This is a genomic window from Serratia sp. CY47444 (genome assembly GCF_052168635.1).
GTDB classification, from domain to species: Bacteria; Pseudomonadota; Gammaproteobacteria; order Enterobacterales; family Enterobacteriaceae; genus Serratia; species Serratia bockelmannii.
This window is the reverse complement of sequence record NZ_JBJNMH010000013.1, coordinates 87,482-107,775: the sequence shown is the minus strand read 5'-3', so window position 1 is coordinate 107,775 and position 20,294 is coordinate 87,482. Positions and strand designations below refer to the sequence as shown.

Below are 20,294 nucleotides of genomic sequence, written 5' to 3'. Positions count from 1 at the left end.
GTGTTTTGGCAATCAAACGGTTTTGCAAAAATCATTTTTAAGGTACCTTCGATCTTCAACCGTCAATGCGTGCGCCCGATGTAAGCCATTTCTTACCGCGACGGCTCTGCGCCCGGTGATCGAACGTCCAGTAAACAGGCACGCATCTCGCTGCCATACCATTCACGATACAAGTTCGAGACATACCCCGAGTTTAAGAACCCACCACTATGAATCTTACCGAATTAAAGAATACGCCGGTTTCTGAGCTGATTACTCTCGGCGAAAATATGGGGCTGGAAAACCTTGCCCGCATGCGCAAGCAGGACATTATCTTCTCCATTCTGAAGCAACATGCGAAAAGCGGAGAAGATATCTTCGGCGACGGCGTGCTCGAGATATTGCAGGATGGATTCGGTTTCCTCCGCTCTGGAGACAGTTCCTACCTCGCCGGTCCCGACGACATCTATGTATCCCCTAGCCAAATCCGCCGCTTCAACCTCCGCACAGGTGACACCATTTCCGGTAAGATTCGTCCGCCAAAAGAAGGCGAGCGCTATTTTGCCCTGTTGAAAGTCAACGAAGTCAACTACGACAAGCCGGAAAACGCCCGCAGCAAGATCCTGTTCGAGAACTTGACGCCGCTGCACGCCAATTCCCGTCTGCGGATGGAGCGCGGCAACGGCTCGACCGAAGACCTGACGGCGCGCGTACTGGACCTGGCGGCCCCGATTGGCCGCGGCCAGCGTGGCCTGATCGTGGCACCGCCGAAAGCCGGTAAAACCATGCTGCTGCAGAACATTGCGCAGAGTATCGCTTACAATCACCCAGACTGCGTGCTGATGGTGCTGCTGATCGACGAACGTCCGGAAGAAGTGACCGAGATGCAGCGCCTGGTGAAAGGTGAAGTGATCGCATCGACCTTCGACGAACCGGCTTCGCGCCACGTGCAAGTGGCCGAAATGGTAATCGAGAAGGCCAAACGCCTGGTTGAGCACAAGAAAGACGTGATCATTCTGCTTGACTCTATCACCCGTCTGGCGCGTGCCTACAACACCGTGGTACCGGCTTCCGGTAAGGTGCTGACCGGTGGTGTGGACGCCAACGCCCTGCATCGTCCGAAGCGTTTCTTCGGTGCGGCACGTAACGTGGAAGAGGGCGGCAGCCTGACCATCATCGCGACCGCGCTGGTTGATACCGGTTCGAAGATGGACGAAGTGATCTACGAAGAATTTAAAGGTACCGGCAACATGGAATTGCACTTGGCGCGTAAAATCGCCGAGAAACGCGTATTCCCGGCGATCGATTACAACCGCTCCGGTACCCGTAAAGAAGAGCTGCTCACCACCTCCGAAGAGCTGCAAAAAATGTGGATCCTGCGCAAAATCATTCACCCGATGGGTGAGATTGACGCGATGGAGTTCCTCATTAATAAGTTGGCGATGACTAAAACCAACGATGAATTCTTCGATATGATGAAACGCTCATAATTCGTTAAAAAATTCGCTGAACGCCACGCCTAGTCGTGGCGTTTTTCGCTTTTGGCGGATACGATAAGTAGCAGTAATGGAAAAATAAGTTGTTTCCTCGACTTATTGAGAATTCATCTTGTTTGTCGGTCGGCGTTGCGTCGGTCGGCTTTGCTGCTGTCGTTTTGTCAGCCGATGCGAAGAAAATAGGCATGAATCACCGTTGTCATAGGAAATGACCGAAAGGTGGCGGGGGCCGATGGCACAAGCTATTGCCCGTGGTAAGCTGCCTTATCTTCTACAGAGATCTGTTAACTGTGAACTTACTCACTATGAGTACTGAAATTCTATTTGTTTTCCTGTTTTCTTTGGCTTTTCTCTTTGTTGCCCGCAAGGCGGCAAAACGTATTGGTCTGGTAGATAAACCCAATTATCGCAAACGCCATCAGGGGCTGATTCCTCTGGTCGGCGGTATTTCCGTTTATGCCGGATTGTGCTTCGCATTTTGGATCTCCGAACTGCCTATCGCGCACGCCAAGCTTTACCTCACCTGCGCCGGCATTCTGGTGTTTGTGGGCGCGCTCGACGATCGTTTTGACATCAGCGTTAAGATCCGCGCCCTGGTGCAGGCGTTGGTCGGCATCGCCATGATGGTGTTCGCCGGTCTGTATCTGCGCAGCTTCGGCCATGTGCTGGGCGACTGGGAGATGTTGCTGGGGCCGTTCGGCTATTTGGTGACGCTGTTCGCGGTATGGGCGGCGATCAACGCCTTCAACATGGTCGATGGTATTGATGGCCTGCTGGGTGGGCTGTCATGCGTTTCCTTCGGCGCGCTGGGTCTGTTGCTGTACCTGAGCGGTCACCATGAGATGGCGTTCTGGTGCTTTGCGATGATCGCCACCATCGTTCCCTATATTTTGCTCAACCTCGGCATCCTCGGCCGCCGTTATAAGGTGTTCATGGGGGATGCCGGCAGTACCCTGATCGGCTTTACCGCCATTTGGCTGCTGTTGCAAAGCTCGCAGGGCAAGGCACACTCGATTAACCCGGTGACTGCGCTGTGGATCATCGCTATTCCGCTGATGGACATGATAGCAATCATGTATCGTCGTTTACGCAAGGGGATGAGCCCCTTCTCTCCCGATCGTCAACATATTCACCACCTGATCATGCGCGCCGGCTTTACGCCACGGCAGGCTTTCGTATTGATCACCCTGGCGGCCGCATTGCTGGCGGCGGTGGGCGTGATCGGCGAACGCCTGACTTTTATCCCTGAGTGGGTTATGTTGGCATTATTCTTGCTTGCATTCTTCCTGTACGGTTACTGCATCAAGCGCGCCTGGCGGGTTGCGCGGTACATTAAGCGTATCAAGCGCCGGCTGCGGCGTTCGGGCGATAACAAGCAAGTACCTTAACCAGAGACCAGAGGCTTTTTGGCTGTGATGAATCCAGAAACAACGTCTGACAAGCATACCCCGGCGGTGGATAACGAACTCGATATCCGCGGCCTGTGCTGCACCCTGTGGCGCGGCAAACCGTGGATAATCGGCATTGCGGTGCTGTTCGCGGCGGTCGCGCTGATCGTCTCTTATCTGGTTAAGCAAGAATGGAGCGCGACCGCAATCACCGACAAACCCACGGTGAATGCGCTGGGCGGTTACTACTCCCAGCAACAGTTCCTGCGCAATCTGGATGTGCGCACGTTGCCGGCGACGGCGGGCGATCAGCCGAGCATCGCGGATGAAGCGTACAATGAGTTCATCATGCAACTGGCGGCTTACGATACGCGTCGCGATTTCTGGCTGCAGAGTGATTATTACAAGCAACGTCAGGAAGGGGATGCCCGCGCCGATGCGGTGCTGCTCGACGAGCTGATCAACAACATCCTGTTCACGCCGCGTGACGACAAAAAAGTCCCGAACGACGGCGTGAAGCTGACGGCGGAAACCGCCGCGGACGCCAACCGCCTGCTGCGTCAATACGTGGCTTTCGCCAGCCACCGTGCTGCTCTGCACCTGAACGAAGAGATCCAAGGGGCATGGGCCGCTCGCACCACCTCGATGAAGGCGCAGGTCAAGCGTCAGGAAGCGGTGGCAGAGTCGGTTTACAAGCGCGAGCTGAATACCACGCAGCAGGCGCTGAAAATCGCTGAAAGCCAGGGGATTAGCCGCACGCAAACCGACACTCCGGCCGAGCAACTGCCGGATTCGGATCTGTTCCTGCTGGGCCGGCCAATGCTGCAGGCACGTCTGGAAGGCCTGCAGGCCTCCGGCCCGACCTACGATCTGGATTACGATCAGAACCGCGCGATGCTGGCGACGCTGAACGTTGGCCCGACGTTGGATGAGAAGTTCCAGACCTATCGTTATTTGCGCACGCCGGAAGAGCCGGTAAAACGTGACAGCCCACGCCGGGTATTCTGGCTGATTCTGTGGGGCGCGATGGGCGCTTTGGTTGGCGCGGGTGTTGCCTTGGCGCGTCGGCCGCGTAGTTAAAAAATAATATAATAATCTGATGCAGGGCGCGTGAGCTCCCCATTCGCAGGCGGTGCCTGCGATTAACCGACCAAAAGAGATTCGCTGTGAAAGTGTTGACTGTTTTCGGCACCAGACCTGAAGCCATTAAAATGGCGCCGCTGGTACATGCACTGGCCCAGGATGAGGCCTTTGACGCAAGAGTCTGCGTAACGGCACAGCATCGTGAGATGTTGGATCAGGTATTGCGGTTGTTTGAGATCACGCCGGATTACGATCTGAACATCATGAAACCCGGCCAGGGGCTAACGGAAATCACCTGTCGCATCCTGGAAGGGTTGAAAGGGGTGCTGGAAGACTTCAAACCGGATGTGGTGCTGGTGCACGGCGATACCACTACCACGCTGGCGACCAGCCTGGCGGCGTTCTATCAACGCATCCCCGTTGGGCATGTCGAGGCCGGGCTGCGCACCGGCAATCTGTATTCTCCCTGGCCGGAAGAGGCCAACCGCAAACTGACCGGCCATCTGGCGATGTACCATTTCGCGCCAACCGAGAACTCGCGCCAAAACCTGTTGCGCGAGCTGCTGCCGGACAACCGCATTTTCGTGACCGGCAATACGGTAATCGACGCGCTGTTCTGGGTGCGCGACCGCGTGATGAGTGATGCTGCGCTGCGCGCGGGCCTGGCACAGCGTTACCCGTTCCTCGACGCCGACAAGAAACTGATCTTGGTCACCGGCCATCGCCGCGAAAGCTTTGGCGGCGGCTTTGAGCGGATTTGCAGCGCGCTGGCGGAGATCGCCAGCAATCACCCGGAAGTGCAGGTGGTGTATCCGGTGCATCTCAATCCAAACGTCAGTGAGCCGGTGAATCGCATTTTGAAAGGCATCGACAACGTCATGCTGATCGAACCGCAGGATTATCTGCCGTTTGTCTATTTGATGACCCAGGCTTACATGATCCTGACCGATTCCGGCGGCATTCAGGAAGAGGCGCCATCGTTAGGCAAACCGGTGCTGGTGATGCGCGACACCACCGAACGCCCGGAGGCGGTAGATGCGGGCACGGTGCGTCTGGTCGGCACCGACGTGGCCAAAATTGTTGAAGCGGTGACCCGGCTGTTGACGGACGAAAGCGAATATCACGCGATGAGTCGGGCGCACAACCCGTACGGTGACGGGCATGCCTGTCAGCGTATCCTCGAAGCTTTAAAGAATCATCAGGTGAAACTATGAGTTTTGACACTATTTCGGTTATCGGCCTGGGTTATATCGGCTTGCCAACGGCGGCGGCGTTTGCCTCCCGCAAGAAAAAAGTGGTGGGTGTAGATGTTAACCAACATGCGGTAGATACCATTAACCGCGGCGCGATCCACATCGTTGAGCCGGATCTGGATAAAGTGGTCAAGGACGCCGTCGACGGCGGGTTCCTGCAGGCGGTGACCAAACCACGGGCGGCCGATGCGTTCCTGATCGCAGTGCCTACCCCGTTCAAAGGCGATCACGAGCCGGATCTGGCCTATGTCGAAGCGGCGGCGAAATCGCTGGCGCCGGTGCTGAAAAAAGGCGATCTGGTGATCCTGGAGTCCACCTCGCCGGTGGGCGCCACCGAACAAATGGCAGAATGGCTGGCGCAGGCGCGCAGCGATCTCAGCTTCCCGCAGCACGCGGGTGAAGCGGCGGACGTGAATATCGCCTACTGCCCGGAGCGCGTGTTGCCGGGGCAGGTGATGGTGGAGCTGATTCAAAACGACCGCGTGATCGGCGGCATGACGCCGAAGTGCTCGGCGCGCGCCAGCGCGCTGTACAAGATTTTCCTCGAGGGCGAATGCGTGATCACCAATTCGCGCACCGCCGAGATGTGCAAGCTGACGGAAAACAGCTTCCGCGACGTGAATATCGCCTTTGCCAACGAACTGTCGCTGATTTGCGCCGAGCAGGGGATCAACGTCTGGGAGCTTATCCGCCTGGCAAACCGCCATCCACGGGTGAATATTCTGCAGCCGGGGCCGGGCGTCGGCGGTCACTGCATTGCCGTCGATCCGTGGTTTATCGTGGCGCAGAATCCGCAGCAGGCGCGCCTGATCCACACCGCACGCCTGGTGAACGACGGCAAACCGCTGTGGGTGGTCGACCGTGTGAAAGCGGCGGTGGCCGATTGCCTGGCCGCCACCGACAAGCGCGCGTCCGAGGTGAAAATTGCCTGTTTCGGCCTGGCCTTCAAGCCGAATATCGACGATTTGCGTGAAAGCCCGGCGGTAGAGGTGGCGTACCTGATCGCCGAATGGCACGTCGGCGAAACGCTGGCGGTGGAACCGAACGTCGAACAGTTGCCGAAGTCGCTGGCGGGCCATGTGACGTTGACGCCGATTGCCGAGGCGTTGCAGCAGGCCGATGTGATCGTGATGTTGGTCGATCACCAACAGTTCAAGGCCATCCGGCCGGAAGAGATTAAGCAAAGCTGGATTGTGGATACCAAGGGGGTTTGGCGTTGAAGCGCATCTTAGTCACCGGTGGCGCCGGATTTATTGGTTCCGCAGTCGTGAGGCATATCATCGAGGCCACCGGCGACAGCGTGGTGGTGGTGGATAAGCTGACCTATGCCGGTAACCTCGAGTCGCTGGCGGTGGTGGCCGACAGCGATCGTTATGCCTTCGAGCAGGTCGACATCTGCGATCGCGCCGGGTTGGATCGGGTATTCGCCCAGTATCAACCGGATGTAGTGATGCACCTGGCGGCGGAAAGCCACGTCGATCGTTCCATCGATGGCCCGGCGGCGTTTATCGAAACCAACGTGGTCGGCACTTACACGATGTTGGAAGCGGCGCGCCACTATTGGCAGCCGTTGGCAGCGGAGAAAAAACAGGCTTTCCGCTTCCATCATATCTCCACTGATGAGGTGTACGGCGATCTGCATGGCTCCGACGATCTGTTCACCGAAACCACGCCCTATGCGCCGAGCAGTCCGTATTCCGCCTCCAAGGCGTCGAGCGATCATCTGGTGCGCGCCTGGCTGCGCACCTACGGTTTGCCGACCCTCGTGACTAACTGTTCGAATAACTACGGTCCTTATCACTTCCCGGAGAAGTTAATTCCGTTGGTGATCCTGAATGCCGTCGCCGGTAAACCGCTGCCGGTATACGGCAACGGCGCGCAGGTGCGCGACTGGCTGTATGTCGAGGATCACGCGCGTGCGCTCTATCAGGTCGTGACCGAAGGCGTGGTGGGCGAAACTTACAATATTGGTGGCCACAACGAGCGTAAGAATATCGAAGTGGTACAGACCATCTGCGATCTGCTGGAAGAACTGGCGCCAAACAAACCACAGGGAGTGGCGCACTACCGCGATCTCATCATTTACGTGAAGGATCGTCCGGGCCACGACATGCGTTACGCCATCGACGCCGGCAAAATTGATCGTGAGCTGGGCTGGCGGCCGCAGGAAACGTTCGAAAGCGGCATTCGCAAAACCGTGGTTTGGTACCTGAACAACGAGGTATGGTGGCGCCGGGTGCAAGACGGTTCTTATGCCGGCGAGCGTTTGGGGCTGTCCGAGTGAATGTAGCGCAGTGCTGTCTTTATAAGGCACTGCGGATTTGGGAGCAAGTATGAAAGGTATTGTACTGGCTGGGGGTTCCGGGACGCGTCTGCATCCGATTACCCGCGGAGTCTCGAAACAGCTGTTGCCGATTTACGATAAGCCGATGATCTATTACCCGATGTCGGTACTGATGCTGGCGGGGATCCGCGATATTTTGATCATCTCGACCCCGGAAGATCTGCCGTCCTTCGAGCGTTTACTGGGTAACGGCGAACAATTCGGCATCAATCTCAGCTACGCTGCGCAGCCTAAGCCTGAAGGCCTGGCCCAGGCGTTCCTGATCGGCGAGGAGTTTATCAACGGCGATTCTTGCTGCCTGGTGTTGGGCGATAACATCTTCTTCGGCCAATCTTTCAGCCCGAAATTAAAAACCGTCGCGGCCCGCACCGAGGGGGCCACCGTATTCGGTTATCAGGTCATGGATCCTGAACGCTTTGGCGTGGTGGAGTTTGACGATAACTTCCGTGCGTTGTCGATCGAAGAAAAGCCGAAGAAACCGAAATCCGATTGGGCGGTGACCGGTCTGTACTTCTACGATAGCCAAGTGGTGGAGTTTGCCAAGCAGGTGAAGCCTTCCGAGCGCGGCGAGCTGGAAATCACCAGCATCAACCAGATGTATCTGGAGCGCGGTGAACTGACCGTCGAGCTGTTGGGACGTGGTTTCGCCTGGTTGGACACCGGGACTCACGACAGTCTGCTAGAAGCCAGCAGCTTCGTGCAGACGGTCGAGAAACGTCAGGGCTTTAAAATCGCCTGTCTGGAAGAGATCGCCTGGCGCAACGGTTGGCTGGATGATGAGGGCGTCAAACGTGCCGCCCACTCCTTGTCCAAAACGGGCTATGGCAAGTATTTGCTGGATTTACTGCATGTGCGTCCACGCCATTATTGAGCCTTTGGAGTGGGAAAGCGAGTTTTTCGCGCTAGACAGCGCGAAACTCAGCTTCTCCTCCTCAGCCCCGGTTCTGGCTGAGGCCGACTTGGCGGCTTATGCCTTGGTGCAGGCCAAAGTCCCCGCTCAGCACCTTGCGTTGGCGGACGGTCTGGCTGATTTGGGATTTCGCCTGGTTGAGGGCGAGGTCGATCTGGTTCTGGCTCTTGAGCATGATCACGTGGTTGAACCGGGTTTCGTCGCCCAGACGTCCCGCCTGGCGGCAGAAGCCGATATCCCGGCATTGCGCACCGCGGCGGCTCAGGCGTTCACCGTCAGCCGCTTTCGTACCCCCTGGTATCAACCTGATGACAGCGGCCGGTTTTATGCTTTGTGGATCGAAAAGGCCGTTCTGGGTACCTTCGATCATCAGTGCCTGTTGGCGCTGGACGAACAGGGGCGGCCAGAGGGATTTGTCAGCCTGCGTGACATTGGCGGCCAGGAAACGCGCATCGGCCTGTTGGCGGTTTTCCCCGGCGCATCTGGCCGTGGCGTGGGCGCCAGGCTGATGACGGCGGCGCTGGCCGAATGTCGGCGGCAAGGGATGCAGCGCCTACGGGTCGCGACCCAGATAAGCAATATCGCCGCATTACGACTCTATCAACGACAGGGTGCCGTGATTGAAAGCACCGCGTACTGGTTATACAGAGGTAGACATGATTCCATTTAACGCTCCACCGGTTGTTGGCACTGAACTGGAATATATGCAGGCTGCTATGGGCAGCGGTAAGTTGTGCGGCGACGGCGGCTTTACCCGTCGCTGCCAGCAGTGGATGGAACAGCGTTTCGGCAGCGCGAAAGTGTTGTTGACGCCTTCCTGCACCGCGTCGTTGGAAATGGCCGCCATCCTGCTGGATATTCAGCCGGGTGACGAAGTGATCATGCCGAGCTTTACCTTCGTTTCAACCGCCAACGCCTTTGTGCTGCGCGGTGCCAAAGTGGTGTTCGTCGACCTGCGGCCGGACACCATGAACATCGACGAAACCAAAATCGAAGCGGCGATCACCGATAAAACCCGCGCGATTGTGCCAGTGCACTATGCCGGCGTTGCCTGCGAGATGGATACCATCATGGCGCTGGCGAAGAAATATAACCTGTTCGTGGTGGAAGACGCCGCGCAGGGTGTGATGTCGACCTACAAAGGCAAGGCATTGGGCACCATTGGCCATATCGGCTGCTTCAGCTTCCATGAAACCAAAAACTACACCGCCGGCGGCGAAGGCGGCGCGACGCTGGTGAACGATCCGGCCCTGATCGATCGGGCGGAAGTCATCCGCGAGAAAGGCACCAACCGCAGCCAGTTCTTCCGTGGCCAGGTCGATAAATATACCTGGCGCGACATCGGTTCCAGCTATTTGATGTCTGACCTGCAGGCCGCTTACCTGTGGGGCCAGCTGGAAGTGGCGGAACGCATCAACCAGCGCCGTTTGGCACTGTGGCAGAAGTACTACGACAGCTTCCTGCCGTTGGCGAAGGCCGGCCGCATCGAACTGCCGAGCATCCCAGCCGACTGCGTGCATAACGCGCACATGTTCTATATCAAGCTGCGTGATATCGAAGAGCGCACGGCCTTTATCGACTACCTGAAGGAAGCCGAAATCATGGCCGTGTTCCACTATATCCCGCTGCATGACTGCCCGGCCGGTGAACGCTTTGGCCGCTTTGCCGGCGAAGATCGTTACACCACGCAGGAAAGTGCGCGTCTGGTGCGCTTGCCGCTGTTCTACAATATGTCTGATGTCAATCAGCGTACGGTAATCAATACCATCCTGAGCTTCTTTGCCTGATATGTCGTTGGCAAAAGCATCGATATGGACCGCCGGCTCCACGCTGATCAAAATTGGCGTGGGGCTCTTGGTGGTGAAACTGCTGGCGGTAGCGTTTGGCCCCAGCGGCGTGGGGCAGGCGGGTAACTTTCGCCAGTTGATCACCGTGCTGGGCGTGCTGTCCGGCGCGGGTATTTTTAACGGTATAACCAAATACGTTGCGGAGTACCATCAGGATCCGCAGCGTTTGCGCCTGGCGGTCGGTACCGCGTCGAGCATCGTGCTGGGCTTTTCGACCTTGCTGGCGCTGGTGTTTCTGTTCGCCGCCGAACCGATCAGCATCGGGCTGTTCGGGCATGCCGATTACGTCGGCGTGGTGCGCGCCGTCGCTTTCATTCAGATGGGCATCGCCTACGCCAACCTGTTCATGGCGGTGCTGAAAGGCTATCGCGACGCGATGGGCAATGCGCTGGCGGTGATCGGCGGCAGCCTGATCGGCGTGGTGGCATATTACCTGTGCTTCAAGCTGGGTGGCTATGAAGGCGCGCTGGCGGGGCTGGCGCTGGTGCCGGCGTTGGTGGTGCTGCCGGCCGGGCTGATGTTGTGGCGGCGCAAAACGCTGCCGCTGCGCTATTTGGCGCTGCGCTGGGACAAACGGGTGGCCGGTAACCTCGGCAAATTCACCGTCATGGCGTTGATCACCTCGGTGACGCTGCCGGTGGCCTACGTCATGATGCGAAACCTGCTGGCCGCGCATTACGGCTGGGATGAGGTGGGGATCTGGCAAGGCGTCAGCAGCATTTCCGATGCCTATCTGCAGTTTATCACCGCCTCGTTTACCGTCTATCTGCTGCCGACGCTGTCGCGGCTGACGGACAAGGGCGCCATCTCGCGGGAGATCGTGCGCTCGCTGAAATTCGTGCTGCCGGCGGTAGCGGCAGCGAGCTTTACGGTCTGGGTGCTGCGCGATTTCGCTATCTGGCTGCTGTTCTCGGATAAATTCGTCGCCATGCGCGATCTGTTTGCCTGGCAACTGGTGGGCGACGTGCTGAAAGTCGGGGCTTATGTGTTCGGCTATCTGGTGATCGCTAAAGCGTCGCTGCGCTTTTATATCCTGACGGAAGTCAGCCAGTTTCTGCTGCTGACGCTGTTCTCGCACTGGCTGATCCCGCTGCACGGCGCGCTGGGGGCGGCTCAGGCCTATATGGCAACCTACATCGTGTATTTCGCGCTCTGTAGCTGCGTGTTCCTTATTTATCGTAGACGAGTATGACCACACTGATTCACGTTCTGGGATCCGATATTCCGCATCATAACCAGACGGTGCTGCGCTTCTTCAACGACGTGCTGGCGCCGCGTTTGCCGGCTGAGCAGACGCGGCATTTTATGGTGGCGGCCAAGGATGTGGCGGCACTGGGTGATTTCCCCGCCCTGAATATTGAGCCCTACGCCGACAAGAAAAGCCTGGCGGCAGCGGTCATCGCCCGTGCCCAGGCCGATCGCGCTGCACGCTTCTTCCTGCACGGCCAGTTCAATCCGGGGCTGTGGCTGGCGCTGCTGAGCGGCAAGATCAAGGCGCGTCAGGTCAGTTGGCATATTTGGGGCGCCGATCTGTACGAAGACGCCACCAGCTGGAAATTCAGGCTGTTTTATCTGCTGCGCCGCATTGCCCAGGGGCGGGTGGGGAATGTATTTGCTACCCGCGGCGACGTGATTCACTACCAGCAGCGCCATGCGCGGGTACCGGCTTCGCTGCTGTACTTCCCGACCCGCATGGATCCGGCGCTGACCGACGTTCACGTCGAGAAAAATCTGGCCGGGCCGATGACGATTCTGGTGGGCAACTCCGGCGATCGCAGCAATCGGCATATCGAAGCACTGCAGGCGATCCATCAGCAGTTCGGCGCCGACGTGCGCGTGATCCTGCCGATGGGCTATCCGGCCAATAACGACGCTTACATCGAGCAGGTGCGTGCCGCCGGATTGCCGCTGTTCGGCGAGAAAAATCTGCAGCTGCTCACGCAGCAGGTGGCATTTGAAGACTACCTCAATATTCTGCGCGCCTGCGATCTCGGCTATTTCATTTTCAATCGCCAGCAGGGGATAGGCACCCTGTGCCTGCTGATTCAGTTTGGCGTGCCTTTCGTGCTCAGCCGGCAAAACCCGTTTTGGCAGGATTTGGCGGAACAGCACCTGCCGGTGCTGTTCTACGGCGACTCGCTCGACGAGGCGGTGGTGCGCGAAGCGCAGCGTCAGCTGGCGGCGGTAGATAAACAGGCGATCGCTTTCTTCAATCCGAACTATGTCGACGGCTGGCAGCAAGCCCTGGCGCTGGCGGCGGGAGAGCACTCATGACGTTGGCGCAATTCGGCGGCCTGTTCGTCGTCTACCTGGTCAGCCTGACGTTTATTCTGACGCTGACCTACCAGGAGTTTCGGCGCGTGCGCTTTAACTTCAACGTCTTCTTCTCGCTGCTGTATTTGCTGACGTTTTATTTCGGCTTCCCGCTGACCTGTCTGCTGGTGTTTCAGTTTGACGTCGAGGTGGTGCCGGTGGAGTTTCTGCTGTACGCCTTGCTGTCGGCGACGGCGTTTTACGCCATCTATTACGTCACCTACAAGACCCGGCTGCGCAAGCGCCGCTCTCAGCCGCGTGCGGCGCTGTTCACCATGAACCGGGTGGAAACCCATATGACCTGGGTGCTTCTGGCCCTGGTGGCGCTCGGCACCGTGGGTATCTTCTTCATGCAGAACGGCTTCCTGCTGTTCAAGCTCAATTCCTACAGCCAGATCTTCTCCAGCGACGTGTCCGGCGTGGCGCTCAAACGGTTCTTCTACTTCTTCATTCCGGCGATGCTGGTGGTCTATTTCCTGCGGCAGGATCTGCGCGCCTGGTTCTTGTTCCTGGTGGCGACGGTGGCGTTCGGCATTCTGACCTACGTCATCGTCGGCGGCACCCGCGCCAATATCATCATCGCCTTCGCGCTGTTCCTGTTTATCGGTATCGTGCGCGGCTGGATCACGCTGTGGATGTTGGCGGCGGCGGGCATATTCGGTGTGGTCGGCATGTTCTGGCTGGCGTTGAAGCGCTACAGCCTGGACGTCAGCGGCGCGGAAGCGTTTTATACCTTCCTTTATCTGACCCGAGATACTTTCTCGCCGTGGGAAAATCTGGCGCTGCTGCTGCAAAATTACGACAAGATCGATTTCCAGGGCCTGGCGCCGATCCTGCGCGATTTCTACGTCTTTATCCCAACGTGGCTATGGCCGGGCCGGCCGGACGTGGTGCTGAACTCGGCCAACTATTTCACCTGGGAAGTGCTGAACAATCACTCCGGGCTGGCGATATCCCCGACGCTGATCGGTTCGCTGGTGGTGATGGGCGGCGCGCTGTTTATCCCGCTCGGCGCGATTCTGGTGGGCATGATCATCAAGTGGTTCGACTGGCTGTATGAGTTGGGCAAAACCGAGCCGAACCGCTATAAGGCGGCTATCCTGCAAGGATTCTGCTTCGGCGCGGTGTTCAACATAATCGTATTGGCGCGCGAAGGGGTGGACTCATTCGTTTCGCGCGTGGTGTTCTTCTGCATTATTTTCGGCGCCTGTCTGGTGCTGGCGAAGTTGCTGTATTGGCTGTTCGATACCGCCGGGCTCATCAAGGCCAGAGTGACGCGCGCCCGCGCGCTGGCCTCTCCCCCACGGGCGGACGGTCTTTTGTAAGGGTAATGAGAACGATGGAAACAAAGATTTCGGTGCCGCAGTATGAGCTGCGCGGTTTCAGCCTGTGGGGCTTTCGCGATATGGCGCACTGCATGGACTTTCTGTTCGACGGCGGCCGGGTCAAACAGGGCACGCTGGTGGCCATGAACGCGGAAAAGATCCTGAAGGCGGAAGAGGACCCGGCGCTGCATGCGTTGCTGGATGAGGCGGAGTACAAGTACGCCGACGGCATCAGCATGGTGCGCTCGATTCGCCGCAAATACCCGGCGGCGGACGTTTCGCGCGTTGCGGGCGCCGATCTGTGGGAAGCCTTGATGCAGCGCGCCGGTCGTGAAGGCACGCCGGTCTTCCTGGTCGGCGGCAAGCCGGAGGTGCTGGCGGAAACCGAGCAAAAGCTGCGCAGCCAGTGGAATGTCAACCTGGTGGGTAGCCAGGATGGCTATTTCAAACCGGAGCAACGTGAGGCGCTGTTCGAGCGTATTCGCGCCAGCGGTGCCGCTATCGTGACGGTGGCGATGGGATCGCCGAAGCAGGAGATCCTGATGCGCGACTGCCGCAAGGTGCATCCGCAGGCGCTGTACATGGGCGTGGGCGGCACCTACGACGTCTTTACCGGCCACGTGAAGCGTGCGCCCAAGGTGTGGCAGAACCTCGGTCTGGAGTGGCTCTACCGCCTGCTCAGCCAGCCCAGCCGCATCGGCCGGCAGTTGAAGCTGTTGAAGTTTGTCGGCTACTACTACAGCGGCAAGATGTAACCTCTACATCCGGGGCGGAAAGTGCTGTTCCGCTCCGGTCTGCTGTACCAATAATCTGCTTTTGCACGTTTCTCCCGCATATCTATAACCCCCAGCCCTAAACGTCGCCGCATTTATTCCATAAAGTTTTAAATTGCGGTTTGCTTATAGCGGCGAAATGCGAAACGATACCGCCCGGAAATTATCCCCGGCCGCTGAAGCCTGATGCGACAGCGCTGAACGATGTTCTTCTCACGGTAACTTCGCTCCGACTACCCGTTGATGCCAACCCGAACGGCAGGGGATGATTTATTCTTTTAATAATGACAATAACGACCGGCAGCGGCCGGCAGGCAAACACAACCCGAGAAAAATTATTGAGGATTTATGGCACACAAAGAGAAACCGCAAGGGCTACACCGGGGCCTTGAGGCCCGGCACATCGAGCTTATCGCTCTGGGGGGCACCATCGGCGTCGGCCTGTTTATGGGTTCGGCCAGTACGCTGAAATGGGCCGGGCCGTCGGTGCTGCTGGCTTACATCATCGCCGGGCTGTTCGTGTTTTTCATTATGCGTTCGATGGGGGAGATGCTGTTCCTCGAGCCGGTCGCCGGGTCGTTTGCCGTTTACGCGCATAAGTACATGAATCCCTACTTCGGTTACCTGACCGCCTGGGGTTACTGGTTTATGTGGATCGCCGTTGGTATTTCTGAGATCACCGCCATCGGGGTGTATGTGCAGTTCTGGTTCCCGGAAATACCGCAGTGGGTGCCTGCACTGATCGCCGTGGCGATGGTGGCGCTGGCCAACCTGGCGGCGGTGCGCCTGTACGGTGAGCTGGAGTTCTGGTTCGCCATGATCAAGGTCACCACCATCATCGTGATGATTCTGGTGGGGCTGGGGGTGATCTTCTTCGGTTTCGGCAACGGCGGTGAGCCTATCGGTTTCGCCAATCTGACGGCGCACGGCGGTTTCTTTGCCGGTGGCTGGAAAGGCTTCCTGTTTGCGCTGTGCATCGTGGTGGCGTCCTATCAGGGGGTTGAGCTGGTAGGCATCACCGCCGGGGAAGCCAAGAACCCGCAGGTGACGCTGAAACGCGCGATCAACAATATCCTGTGGCGCATCCTGATCTTCTATGTCGGCGCAATCTTCGTCATCGTGACCATCTTCCCGTGGAACGGCATCGGCACCACCGGCAGCCCGTTTGTGCTGACCTTCGCCAAGATCGGCATCGTCGCCGCCGCCGGCATTATCAACTTTGTGGTGCTGACCGCCGCGCTCTCCGGTTGCAACAGCGGCATGTACAGCGGCGGCCGCATGCTGTACGCCCTGGCCAAGAACCGCCAACTGCCGGCGGCGTTGACCAAGCTTTCCGCCAGCGGTGTGCCGGTGAACTGCATCGCCGTCACCATCGCCTGTCTGTTGGTGGGGTCCGCGCTGAACTACATCATCCCGAATCCGGAGCAGGTGTTCGTGTATGTCTACAGCGCCAGCGTGCTGCCGGGCATGGTGCCGTGGTTCGTGGTGCTGATAAGCCAGCTCTATTTCCGCCGTGCCCATAAGGAAGCGATCAAAACCCACAGCTTTAAGTCGATCATGTTCCCGTATGTGAACTATCTGACCATCGCTTTTCTGGTTTGCGTGTTGGTCGGCATGGGAATCAACCCAGATACGCGAATTTCCCTGCTGGTCGGGGCGATTTTCTTAGCCGGCGTCAGCCTGTGCTACTTCGCTTTCGGTATGCATAAGAAACATCATCCGGCTGAAAATCGGGTAGAAACGCGGCAATAAACGGTGAAAAGGGGCTACGGAGTGCGCTTTCCTGCGCAGGAGTGAGCAAAGCGTAATCAAACGCAACATTTCTGCGAAAAAGCACTAGACAGGATTGGCGTAAATCCGTAGTATCCCCTCCCGCAACGGCGCTACGCGCCCGTAGCTCAGCTGGATAGAGCGCTGCCCTCCGGAGGCAGAGGTCTCAGGTTCGAATCCTGTCGGGCGCGCCATTAAGTTTGTGCGCAGGAGCTGCGGTGGTAATATTACCGCGTGAGTAAGAAGAAGTAGTAATGGTGGCTATAGCTCAGTTGGTAGAGCCCTGGATTGTGATTCCAGTTGTCGTGGGTTCGAGTCCCATTAGCCACCCCACTTCCTAACGAAGTGAAGATTTAGCAGTATTTTGTGACAGTGCGAAGGTGGCGGAATTGGTAGACGCGCTAGCTTCAGGTGTTAGTGTTCTTACGGACGTGAGGGTTCAAGTCCCTCTCTTCGCACCACGCAAAATATCTGATAAATATAAGATTTATATGGACAACGGTCTGATAAATCGGGTAGTATGAGCAACACAAATCGGCGAGTAGCGCAGCTTGGTAGCGCAACTGGTTTGGGACCAGTGGGTCGGAGGTTCGAATCCTCTCTCGCCGACCACTTTCAAAGAAACCGACGCAAGTCGGTTTTTTTACGCCTGCAGTTTATGAGGATGAGTACCTCCGCAGGAGGTTCGAGCCTCGCGAAGCGAGACAACGTTGCTTTAGCAACGGCCCGCAGGGCGCGCATCAAAGATGCGCGTAATCCTCTCTCGCCGACCACTTTCAAAGAAACCGACGCAAGTCGGTTTTTTTACATCTGCCGTTTATGAGAGCAAGTTTTCTCAGCATGACGAAGCTAATACCGACAAGCCCGTGCAGCAATGCGCGGGTTTTTTGCGTATCGAAGGATGGGCATTTTGTCTCTGCTGGCAAGCGTGTTGGTTTTCAGCGACAACGCCATCCAGCGCTGTCGTCAGGTTGAGACAAATAATTCATTGATTTAAAAAAATAAAGTTGGCTTTGGCTTAAGTCGTCGTTTTGAGGCGACATCCTGATAACGGCCGCTGGCAAGGAATGCCAGGAAGTGGTTTGCAACGCAAAGGATGGGATTAAATAAAAAATCAATATTTTCAATATCTTGAATTCTATTTTCTTATGGGGATGGACTCAATATAAAAGTTGGCACGCCAAATGCTATATCTATAGCGTAGATGCTCATTCCACCTCTTATGTTCGCCTTAGGCTTCATAAACCCTGGGAATGACGCAGAGCCGATTTAGGGTGCCTATCGCCCACGAGAACGATGACTAACCCGTCATCACGCTCAGGGCAGAACGTTGAGTGAGGCACCGCCCCTGTTGTCCTAGACCTGATTGCTTCTTTATACACTTGCCATACGGCAAGTGTTTTTTTTGCGCCACAGAAAAACCCTGAGCAAAAAAAAAGCGCGGCATCGGGGCCGCGCTCTTCTCTCTCGGGCAGGGCGTTATTCGCCGCCGTTCTGTTTCAGCGTCAACATCAGCCCCTCACGCCGCATCTGCGCCGCTTCATCCGAACGATGCAGTTTCTCCAGCGTATCGGCCAGCCAGGCGTAATCGTAGGCGTCCGGACGCTGTTTCAGCGCTTCGCGGAAGGCGTCGGCCGCTTGCTGCCACTCGCCGTGCTTCATCAGCAGTTGCCCCAGCGTGCTGTTTAACAGCGGCGTCGCGCCGTGTTGTTTCATCTGCTGACGCAGCGCTTTCTCAAGCTGCTCGGGGTTGCCGGACTTCAGCCGCGGCAGCAACAGCACCAGGCGCTCGTCGTATTGGCGCTTCAGGCTGTCGAGCACAATCTCCTGTGCCAGCTCGTGGTCGTTGCATTCGATCAGGTGTTCCACCATCGCGATTTGCAGCGGCACCTCGTGACGCGTCTTGCGGCTCTGATCTTTCCACCAGCGCTTCAGGCCTTCACTGCCTTCGTCCGCCATCGCCTGATTCATCAGACCGATGTAAGCCTGCTGCTGCAACGCCTGCAGCTGCTCTTCGCTGTGCAGTTCGATTTTACGCATCGACGGCAGCACTTCCAGCAGCGACGCGTAGGCGCCGGTGCGCAGATAGGCTTGTTCCGCCAGGCGCAGCACTTCCGGATGGCGCGGCGCCTGGTTCAGCAGGCGATCGACGCCGTGGCGCGCGGCGTGGTTCTCGCCCTGCGCCAGCTGGATGCGAACCCGGGTGATATCCACCGGCAGCTGATCGGTGTCGGCGGCTTCGGCGGCGCGTTCCAGATATTGATTGGTACGGAAGTCATCGCCGCGTTGCTGCGCGGCCTCGGCGGCCAGCAGGTAGTTCACCACCGGCTGTTCAGCGTGATCGGCGTTGCGCGTCATCAGCTTCTCAACCTGCTTATAGTCGCCTTCCGCCAGTTTGATCAGCGCGGCTTTGGTTTGCTGGCGCGCGCGGGTGCGCTTGCGGCCGATAAACCAACCGCGCGTGCGGGCGCCGGTACGGAAGATGCGGCGCAGGATCCACTCGATCGCCAGCAGCACCACGAACAGCAGCACCAACATGATCACCAGGCCGGTGACGCTGGTTTCGATATTGTAGTTATCGGTCTGGATCAGCACGTAGCCCTGATGCCCGGCCAACATCGGCCCGAGCACCACGCTGGCGATCACCACCAGGAACAGAAATAGCACGCGTAACATGGCTTAACCCTCCTGGTGAGCGGCAGGGGACTGGGTCATCAGGTTGCGCACCCGGGTCTGCATCACTTTTTCGAGCAGCGGCTGGCTTTTCAGCTGATCCGGCACGTCCATCGAGATCGACTGTTGGCTCAGGTTATCCAGCTCTTCCAGGAAAGCCTTGGTCGCCGGATCGGTGGTGTCGAAATAGGCGCGCACCCAGGTGGAGACGGTTTCCAGCGATTGCTTGTAGGTCTCGTTCTGGTGGCGTGGGATGGCCTGTGCGGCCACCAGCAGGCGCGAACGGATATTTTCGCGCAGGTAGATGTCCTGGTTCGGCGCCAGCAGCGGTTCGGCGCTGGTATCGCGACGGCGGATGGTGATGAAGTCGGCCATGAAATTGCGCCAGCTCTTGGCCAGGTTCTGCCGCCATTCGCCGATCGAGCCGGAGAGCTCGCTGCTGTTTTGATCCATCGGCGCTTCGTCGGTGTCGTTATCGGCCAGGCGCAGGTTATCCACCTGGTTGGACAGCTGATTGACCTTGAGGATGATGCCGTCGTAATCGACCTGGGTCAGCGTAGAAAGCGTGCTGATGTCTTCGGTAATGGCGCGGCGCACGTCGAGCAGGCTAGGATCGTTCATGTCCGCCAGGCTGGCGTCGGCGCTTTTCAGCAACGCGGCGGCGCTGGTCACGTCTTGATCGCTCCACAGCTTGCGGCCGGCCATTTTCACCAGGAAATCGGCCTGCGCCAGCAGCCAGGTTTTGGCGTCGCTGCCGGAGATGGTCGCCACTTTTTCCTGCAGCTCGCTCAGTTGACGCGCCAGATTCGCCTGCTCGCGATCGGCGGCGTCCAGGGTTTTACCCTGCTGCTGCAGCAGGCCTTCCAGCGCATTTCTTTCCTGCTGTTGGCTCTGCTTCACGCCTTCAAGCTGCTGCTGCAGCGCCTGATTGGCGGCGATCAGCTGTTGCGCCTGCTTGTGCGTGTGGTAATAGCCGCCCGCGCCGAGGGCGATGACCAGCACGATAGCGATCGCGCCGAGCACCGGGCCGGTGTTCTTGCCTTTGCGGCTGGCAGCGGCTGGCTGCTGGGAGCTCTCAACCGCGGTGGTTGGCTCTTCAACCGGGGCGGCTGGGGTATTTTGTTCCGTCATAGTGGCACA

At 57.9% G+C, this 20,294-nt stretch carries 16 protein-coding genes, 4 tRNA genes and 1 other RNA gene; 19 read left to right on the top strand and 2 right to left on the bottom strand.

What is annotated here, in order from left to right:
• The first annotated feature begins 209 nt into the window (after nt 1-209).
• The 19 genes from rho (at nt 210) to ACJ8IL_RS17005 (ending at nt 17,254) form a co-directional block, all read left to right on the top strand.
• Nucleotides 210-1,469, top strand: a complete 1,260-nt coding sequence (rho, locus tag ACJ8IL_RS17095; RefSeq protein WP_004934188.1) for a transcription termination factor Rho — start codon at nt 210-212, stop codon at nt 1,467-1,469.
• A gap of 296 nt (nt 1,470-1,765) precedes the next feature.
• A complete protein-coding gene (gene wecA, locus ACJ8IL_RS17090; RefSeq protein WP_127146898.1) occupies nt 1,766-2,863 on the top strand; it encodes a UDP-N-acetylglucosamine--undecaprenyl-phosphate N-acetylglucosaminephosphotransferase in 1,098 nt (365 codons plus the stop codon).
• Nucleotides 2,864-2,890: 27 nt separating this feature from the next.
• Complete coding sequence (wzzE, locus tag ACJ8IL_RS17085) at nt 2,891-3,943, top strand: ECA polysaccharide chain length modulation protein (RefSeq protein ID WP_442516696.1); 1,053 nt, start codon at nt 2,891-2,893, stop codon at nt 3,941-3,943.
• Between the two features lie 86 nt (nt 3,944-4,029).
• Complete coding sequence (wecB, locus tag ACJ8IL_RS17080; RefSeq protein WP_043142254.1) at nt 4,030-5,160, top strand: non-hydrolyzing UDP-N-acetylglucosamine 2-epimerase; 1,131 nt, start codon at nt 4,030-4,032, stop codon at nt 5,158-5,160.
• Nucleotides 5,157-6,419 (top strand): UDP-N-acetyl-D-mannosamine dehydrogenase, encoded by a 1,263-nt coding sequence (gene wecC / locus ACJ8IL_RS17075; RefSeq protein WP_442516688.1) that lies wholly within the window; start codon nt 5,157-5,159, stop codon nt 6,417-6,419. The genes wecB and wecC overlap by 4 nt, the downstream gene beginning before the upstream one ends.
• Nucleotides 6,416-7,483 (top strand): dTDP-glucose 4,6-dehydratase, encoded by a 1,068-nt coding sequence (gene rffG, locus ACJ8IL_RS17070; protein WP_060448402.1) that lies wholly within the window; start codon nt 6,416-6,418, stop codon nt 7,481-7,483. Before wecC ends, rffG begins: the two co-directional genes overlap by 4 nt.
• A gap of 49 nt (nt 7,484-7,532) precedes the next feature.
• Nucleotides 7,533-8,414, top strand: coding sequence for a glucose-1-phosphate thymidylyltransferase RfbA (gene rfbA / locus ACJ8IL_RS17065; RefSeq protein WP_049295055.1), 882 nt, complete (start codon nt 7,533-7,535; stop codon nt 8,412-8,414).
• Nucleotides 8,392-9,123, top strand: coding sequence for a dTDP-4-amino-4,6-dideoxy-D-galactose acyltransferase (gene rffC / locus ACJ8IL_RS17060; protein ID WP_442516687.1), 732 nt, complete (start codon nt 8,392-8,394; stop codon nt 9,121-9,123). Before rfbA ends, rffC begins: the two co-directional genes overlap by 23 nt.
• Complete coding sequence (rffA, locus tag ACJ8IL_RS17055; protein ID WP_060434811.1) at nt 9,110-10,240, top strand: dTDP-4-amino-4,6-dideoxygalactose transaminase; 1,131 nt, start codon at nt 9,110-9,112, stop codon at nt 10,238-10,240. Before rffC ends, rffA begins: the two co-directional genes overlap by 14 nt.
• A gap of 1 nt (nt 10,241) precedes the next feature.
• Nucleotides 10,242-11,492: a lipid III flippase WzxE gene (wzxE, locus tag ACJ8IL_RS17050; RefSeq protein ID WP_142591279.1), complete on the top strand. Its 1,251-nt coding sequence runs from the start codon at nt 10,242-10,244 to the stop codon at nt 11,490-11,492.
• A complete protein-coding gene (locus ACJ8IL_RS17045; protein ID WP_060448382.1) occupies nt 11,489-12,574 on the top strand; it encodes a TDP-N-acetylfucosamine:lipid II N-acetylfucosaminyltransferase in 1,086 nt (361 codons plus the stop codon). Before wzxE ends, ACJ8IL_RS17045 begins: the two co-directional genes overlap by 4 nt.
• Nucleotides 12,571-13,938 (top strand): ECA oligosaccharide polymerase, encoded by a 1,368-nt coding sequence (wzyE, locus tag ACJ8IL_RS17040; RefSeq protein ID WP_342096151.1) that lies wholly within the window; start codon nt 12,571-12,573, stop codon nt 13,936-13,938. The genes ACJ8IL_RS17045 and wzyE overlap by 4 nt, the downstream gene beginning before the upstream one ends.
• Nucleotides 13,939-13,952: 14 nt before the next feature.
• Entirely contained in the window at nt 13,953-14,693 is a 741-nt protein-coding gene (gene wecG / locus ACJ8IL_RS17035) for a lipopolysaccharide N-acetylmannosaminouronosyltransferase (protein WP_025304866.1), read from the top strand.
• A 366-nt stretch (nt 14,694-15,059) separates the two neighbouring features.
• Entirely contained in the window at nt 15,060-16,463 is a 1,404-nt protein-coding gene (thrP, locus tag ACJ8IL_RS17030; protein ID WP_025304867.1) for a bifunctional threonine/serine APC transporter ThrP, read from the top strand.
• A gap of 135 nt (nt 16,464-16,598) precedes the next feature.
• Nucleotides 16,599-16,675: transfer RNA gene (locus ACJ8IL_RS17025), tRNA-Arg, on the top strand.
• A gap of 63 nt (nt 16,676-16,738) precedes the next feature.
• A tRNA-His gene (locus ACJ8IL_RS17020) sits at nt 16,739-16,814 on the top strand.
• Between the two features lie 41 nt (nt 16,815-16,855).
• Nucleotides 16,856-16,942: transfer RNA gene (locus tag ACJ8IL_RS17015), tRNA-Leu, on the top strand.
• Between the two features lie 74 nt (nt 16,943-17,016).
• Nucleotides 17,017-17,093: transfer RNA gene (locus tag ACJ8IL_RS17010), tRNA-Pro, on the top strand.
• A gap of 32 nt (nt 17,094-17,125) precedes the next feature.
• Nucleotides 17,126-17,254, top strand: a non-coding RNA gene (locus ACJ8IL_RS17005) — RtT sRNA.
• A 706-nt stretch (nt 17,255-17,960) separates the two neighbouring features.
• On the opposite strand, the gene hemY is transcribed toward ACJ8IL_RS17005, so the two are convergent.
• Entirely contained in the window at nt 17,961-19,157 is a 1,197-nt protein-coding gene (hemY, locus tag ACJ8IL_RS17000; RefSeq protein ID WP_004934228.1) for a protoheme IX biogenesis protein HemY, read from the bottom strand.
• A gap of 3 nt (nt 19,158-19,160) precedes the next feature.
• Entirely contained in the window at nt 19,161-20,285 is a 1,125-nt protein-coding gene (hemX, locus tag ACJ8IL_RS16995; RefSeq protein ID WP_016929498.1) for a uroporphyrinogen-III C-methyltransferase, read from the bottom strand.
• Between the last annotated feature and the right edge of the window lie 9 nt (nt 20,286-20,294).

Coding starts and splice junctions, on each gene's coding strand:
- rho (WP_004934188.1), top strand. CDS start 210: ATGAATCTTACCGAATTAAAGAATACGCCGGTTTCTGAGCTGATTACT.
- wzzE (WP_442516696.1), top strand. CDS start 2,891: ATGAATCCAGAAACAACGTCTGACAAGCATACCCCGGCGGTGGATAAC.
- wecC (WP_442516688.1), top strand. CDS start 5,157: ATGAGTTTTGACACTATTTCGGTTATCGGCCTGGGTTATATCGGCTTG.
- rfbA (WP_049295055.1), top strand. CDS start 7,533: ATGAAAGGTATTGTACTGGCTGGGGGTTCCGGGACGCGTCTGCATCCG.
- rffC (WP_442516687.1), top strand. CDS start 8,392: ATGTGCGTCCACGCCATTATTGAGCCTTTGGAGTGGGAAAGCGAGTTT.
- rffA (WP_060434811.1), top strand. CDS start 9,110: ATGATTCCATTTAACGCTCCACCGGTTGTTGGCACTGAACTGGAATAT.
- wzxE (WP_142591279.1), top strand. CDS start 10,242: ATGTCGTTGGCAAAAGCATCGATATGGACCGCCGGCTCCACGCTGATC.
- ACJ8IL_RS17045 (WP_060448382.1), top strand. CDS start 11,489: ATGACCACACTGATTCACGTTCTGGGATCCGATATTCCGCATCATAAC.
- wzyE (WP_342096151.1), top strand. CDS start 12,571: ATGACGTTGGCGCAATTCGGCGGCCTGTTCGTCGTCTACCTGGTCAGC.
- wecG (WP_025304866.1), top strand. CDS start 13,953: ATGGAAACAAAGATTTCGGTGCCGCAGTATGAGCTGCGCGGTTTCAGC.
- thrP (WP_025304867.1), top strand. CDS start 15,060: ATGGCACACAAAGAGAAACCGCAAGGGCTACACCGGGGCCTTGAGGCC.
- hemY (WP_004934228.1), bottom strand. CDS start 19,157: ATGTTACGCGTGCTATTTCTGTTCCTGGTGGTGATCGCCAGCGTGGTG.
- hemX (WP_016929498.1), bottom strand. CDS start 20,285: ATGACGGAACAAAATACCCCAGCCGCCCCGGTTGAAGAGCCAACCACC.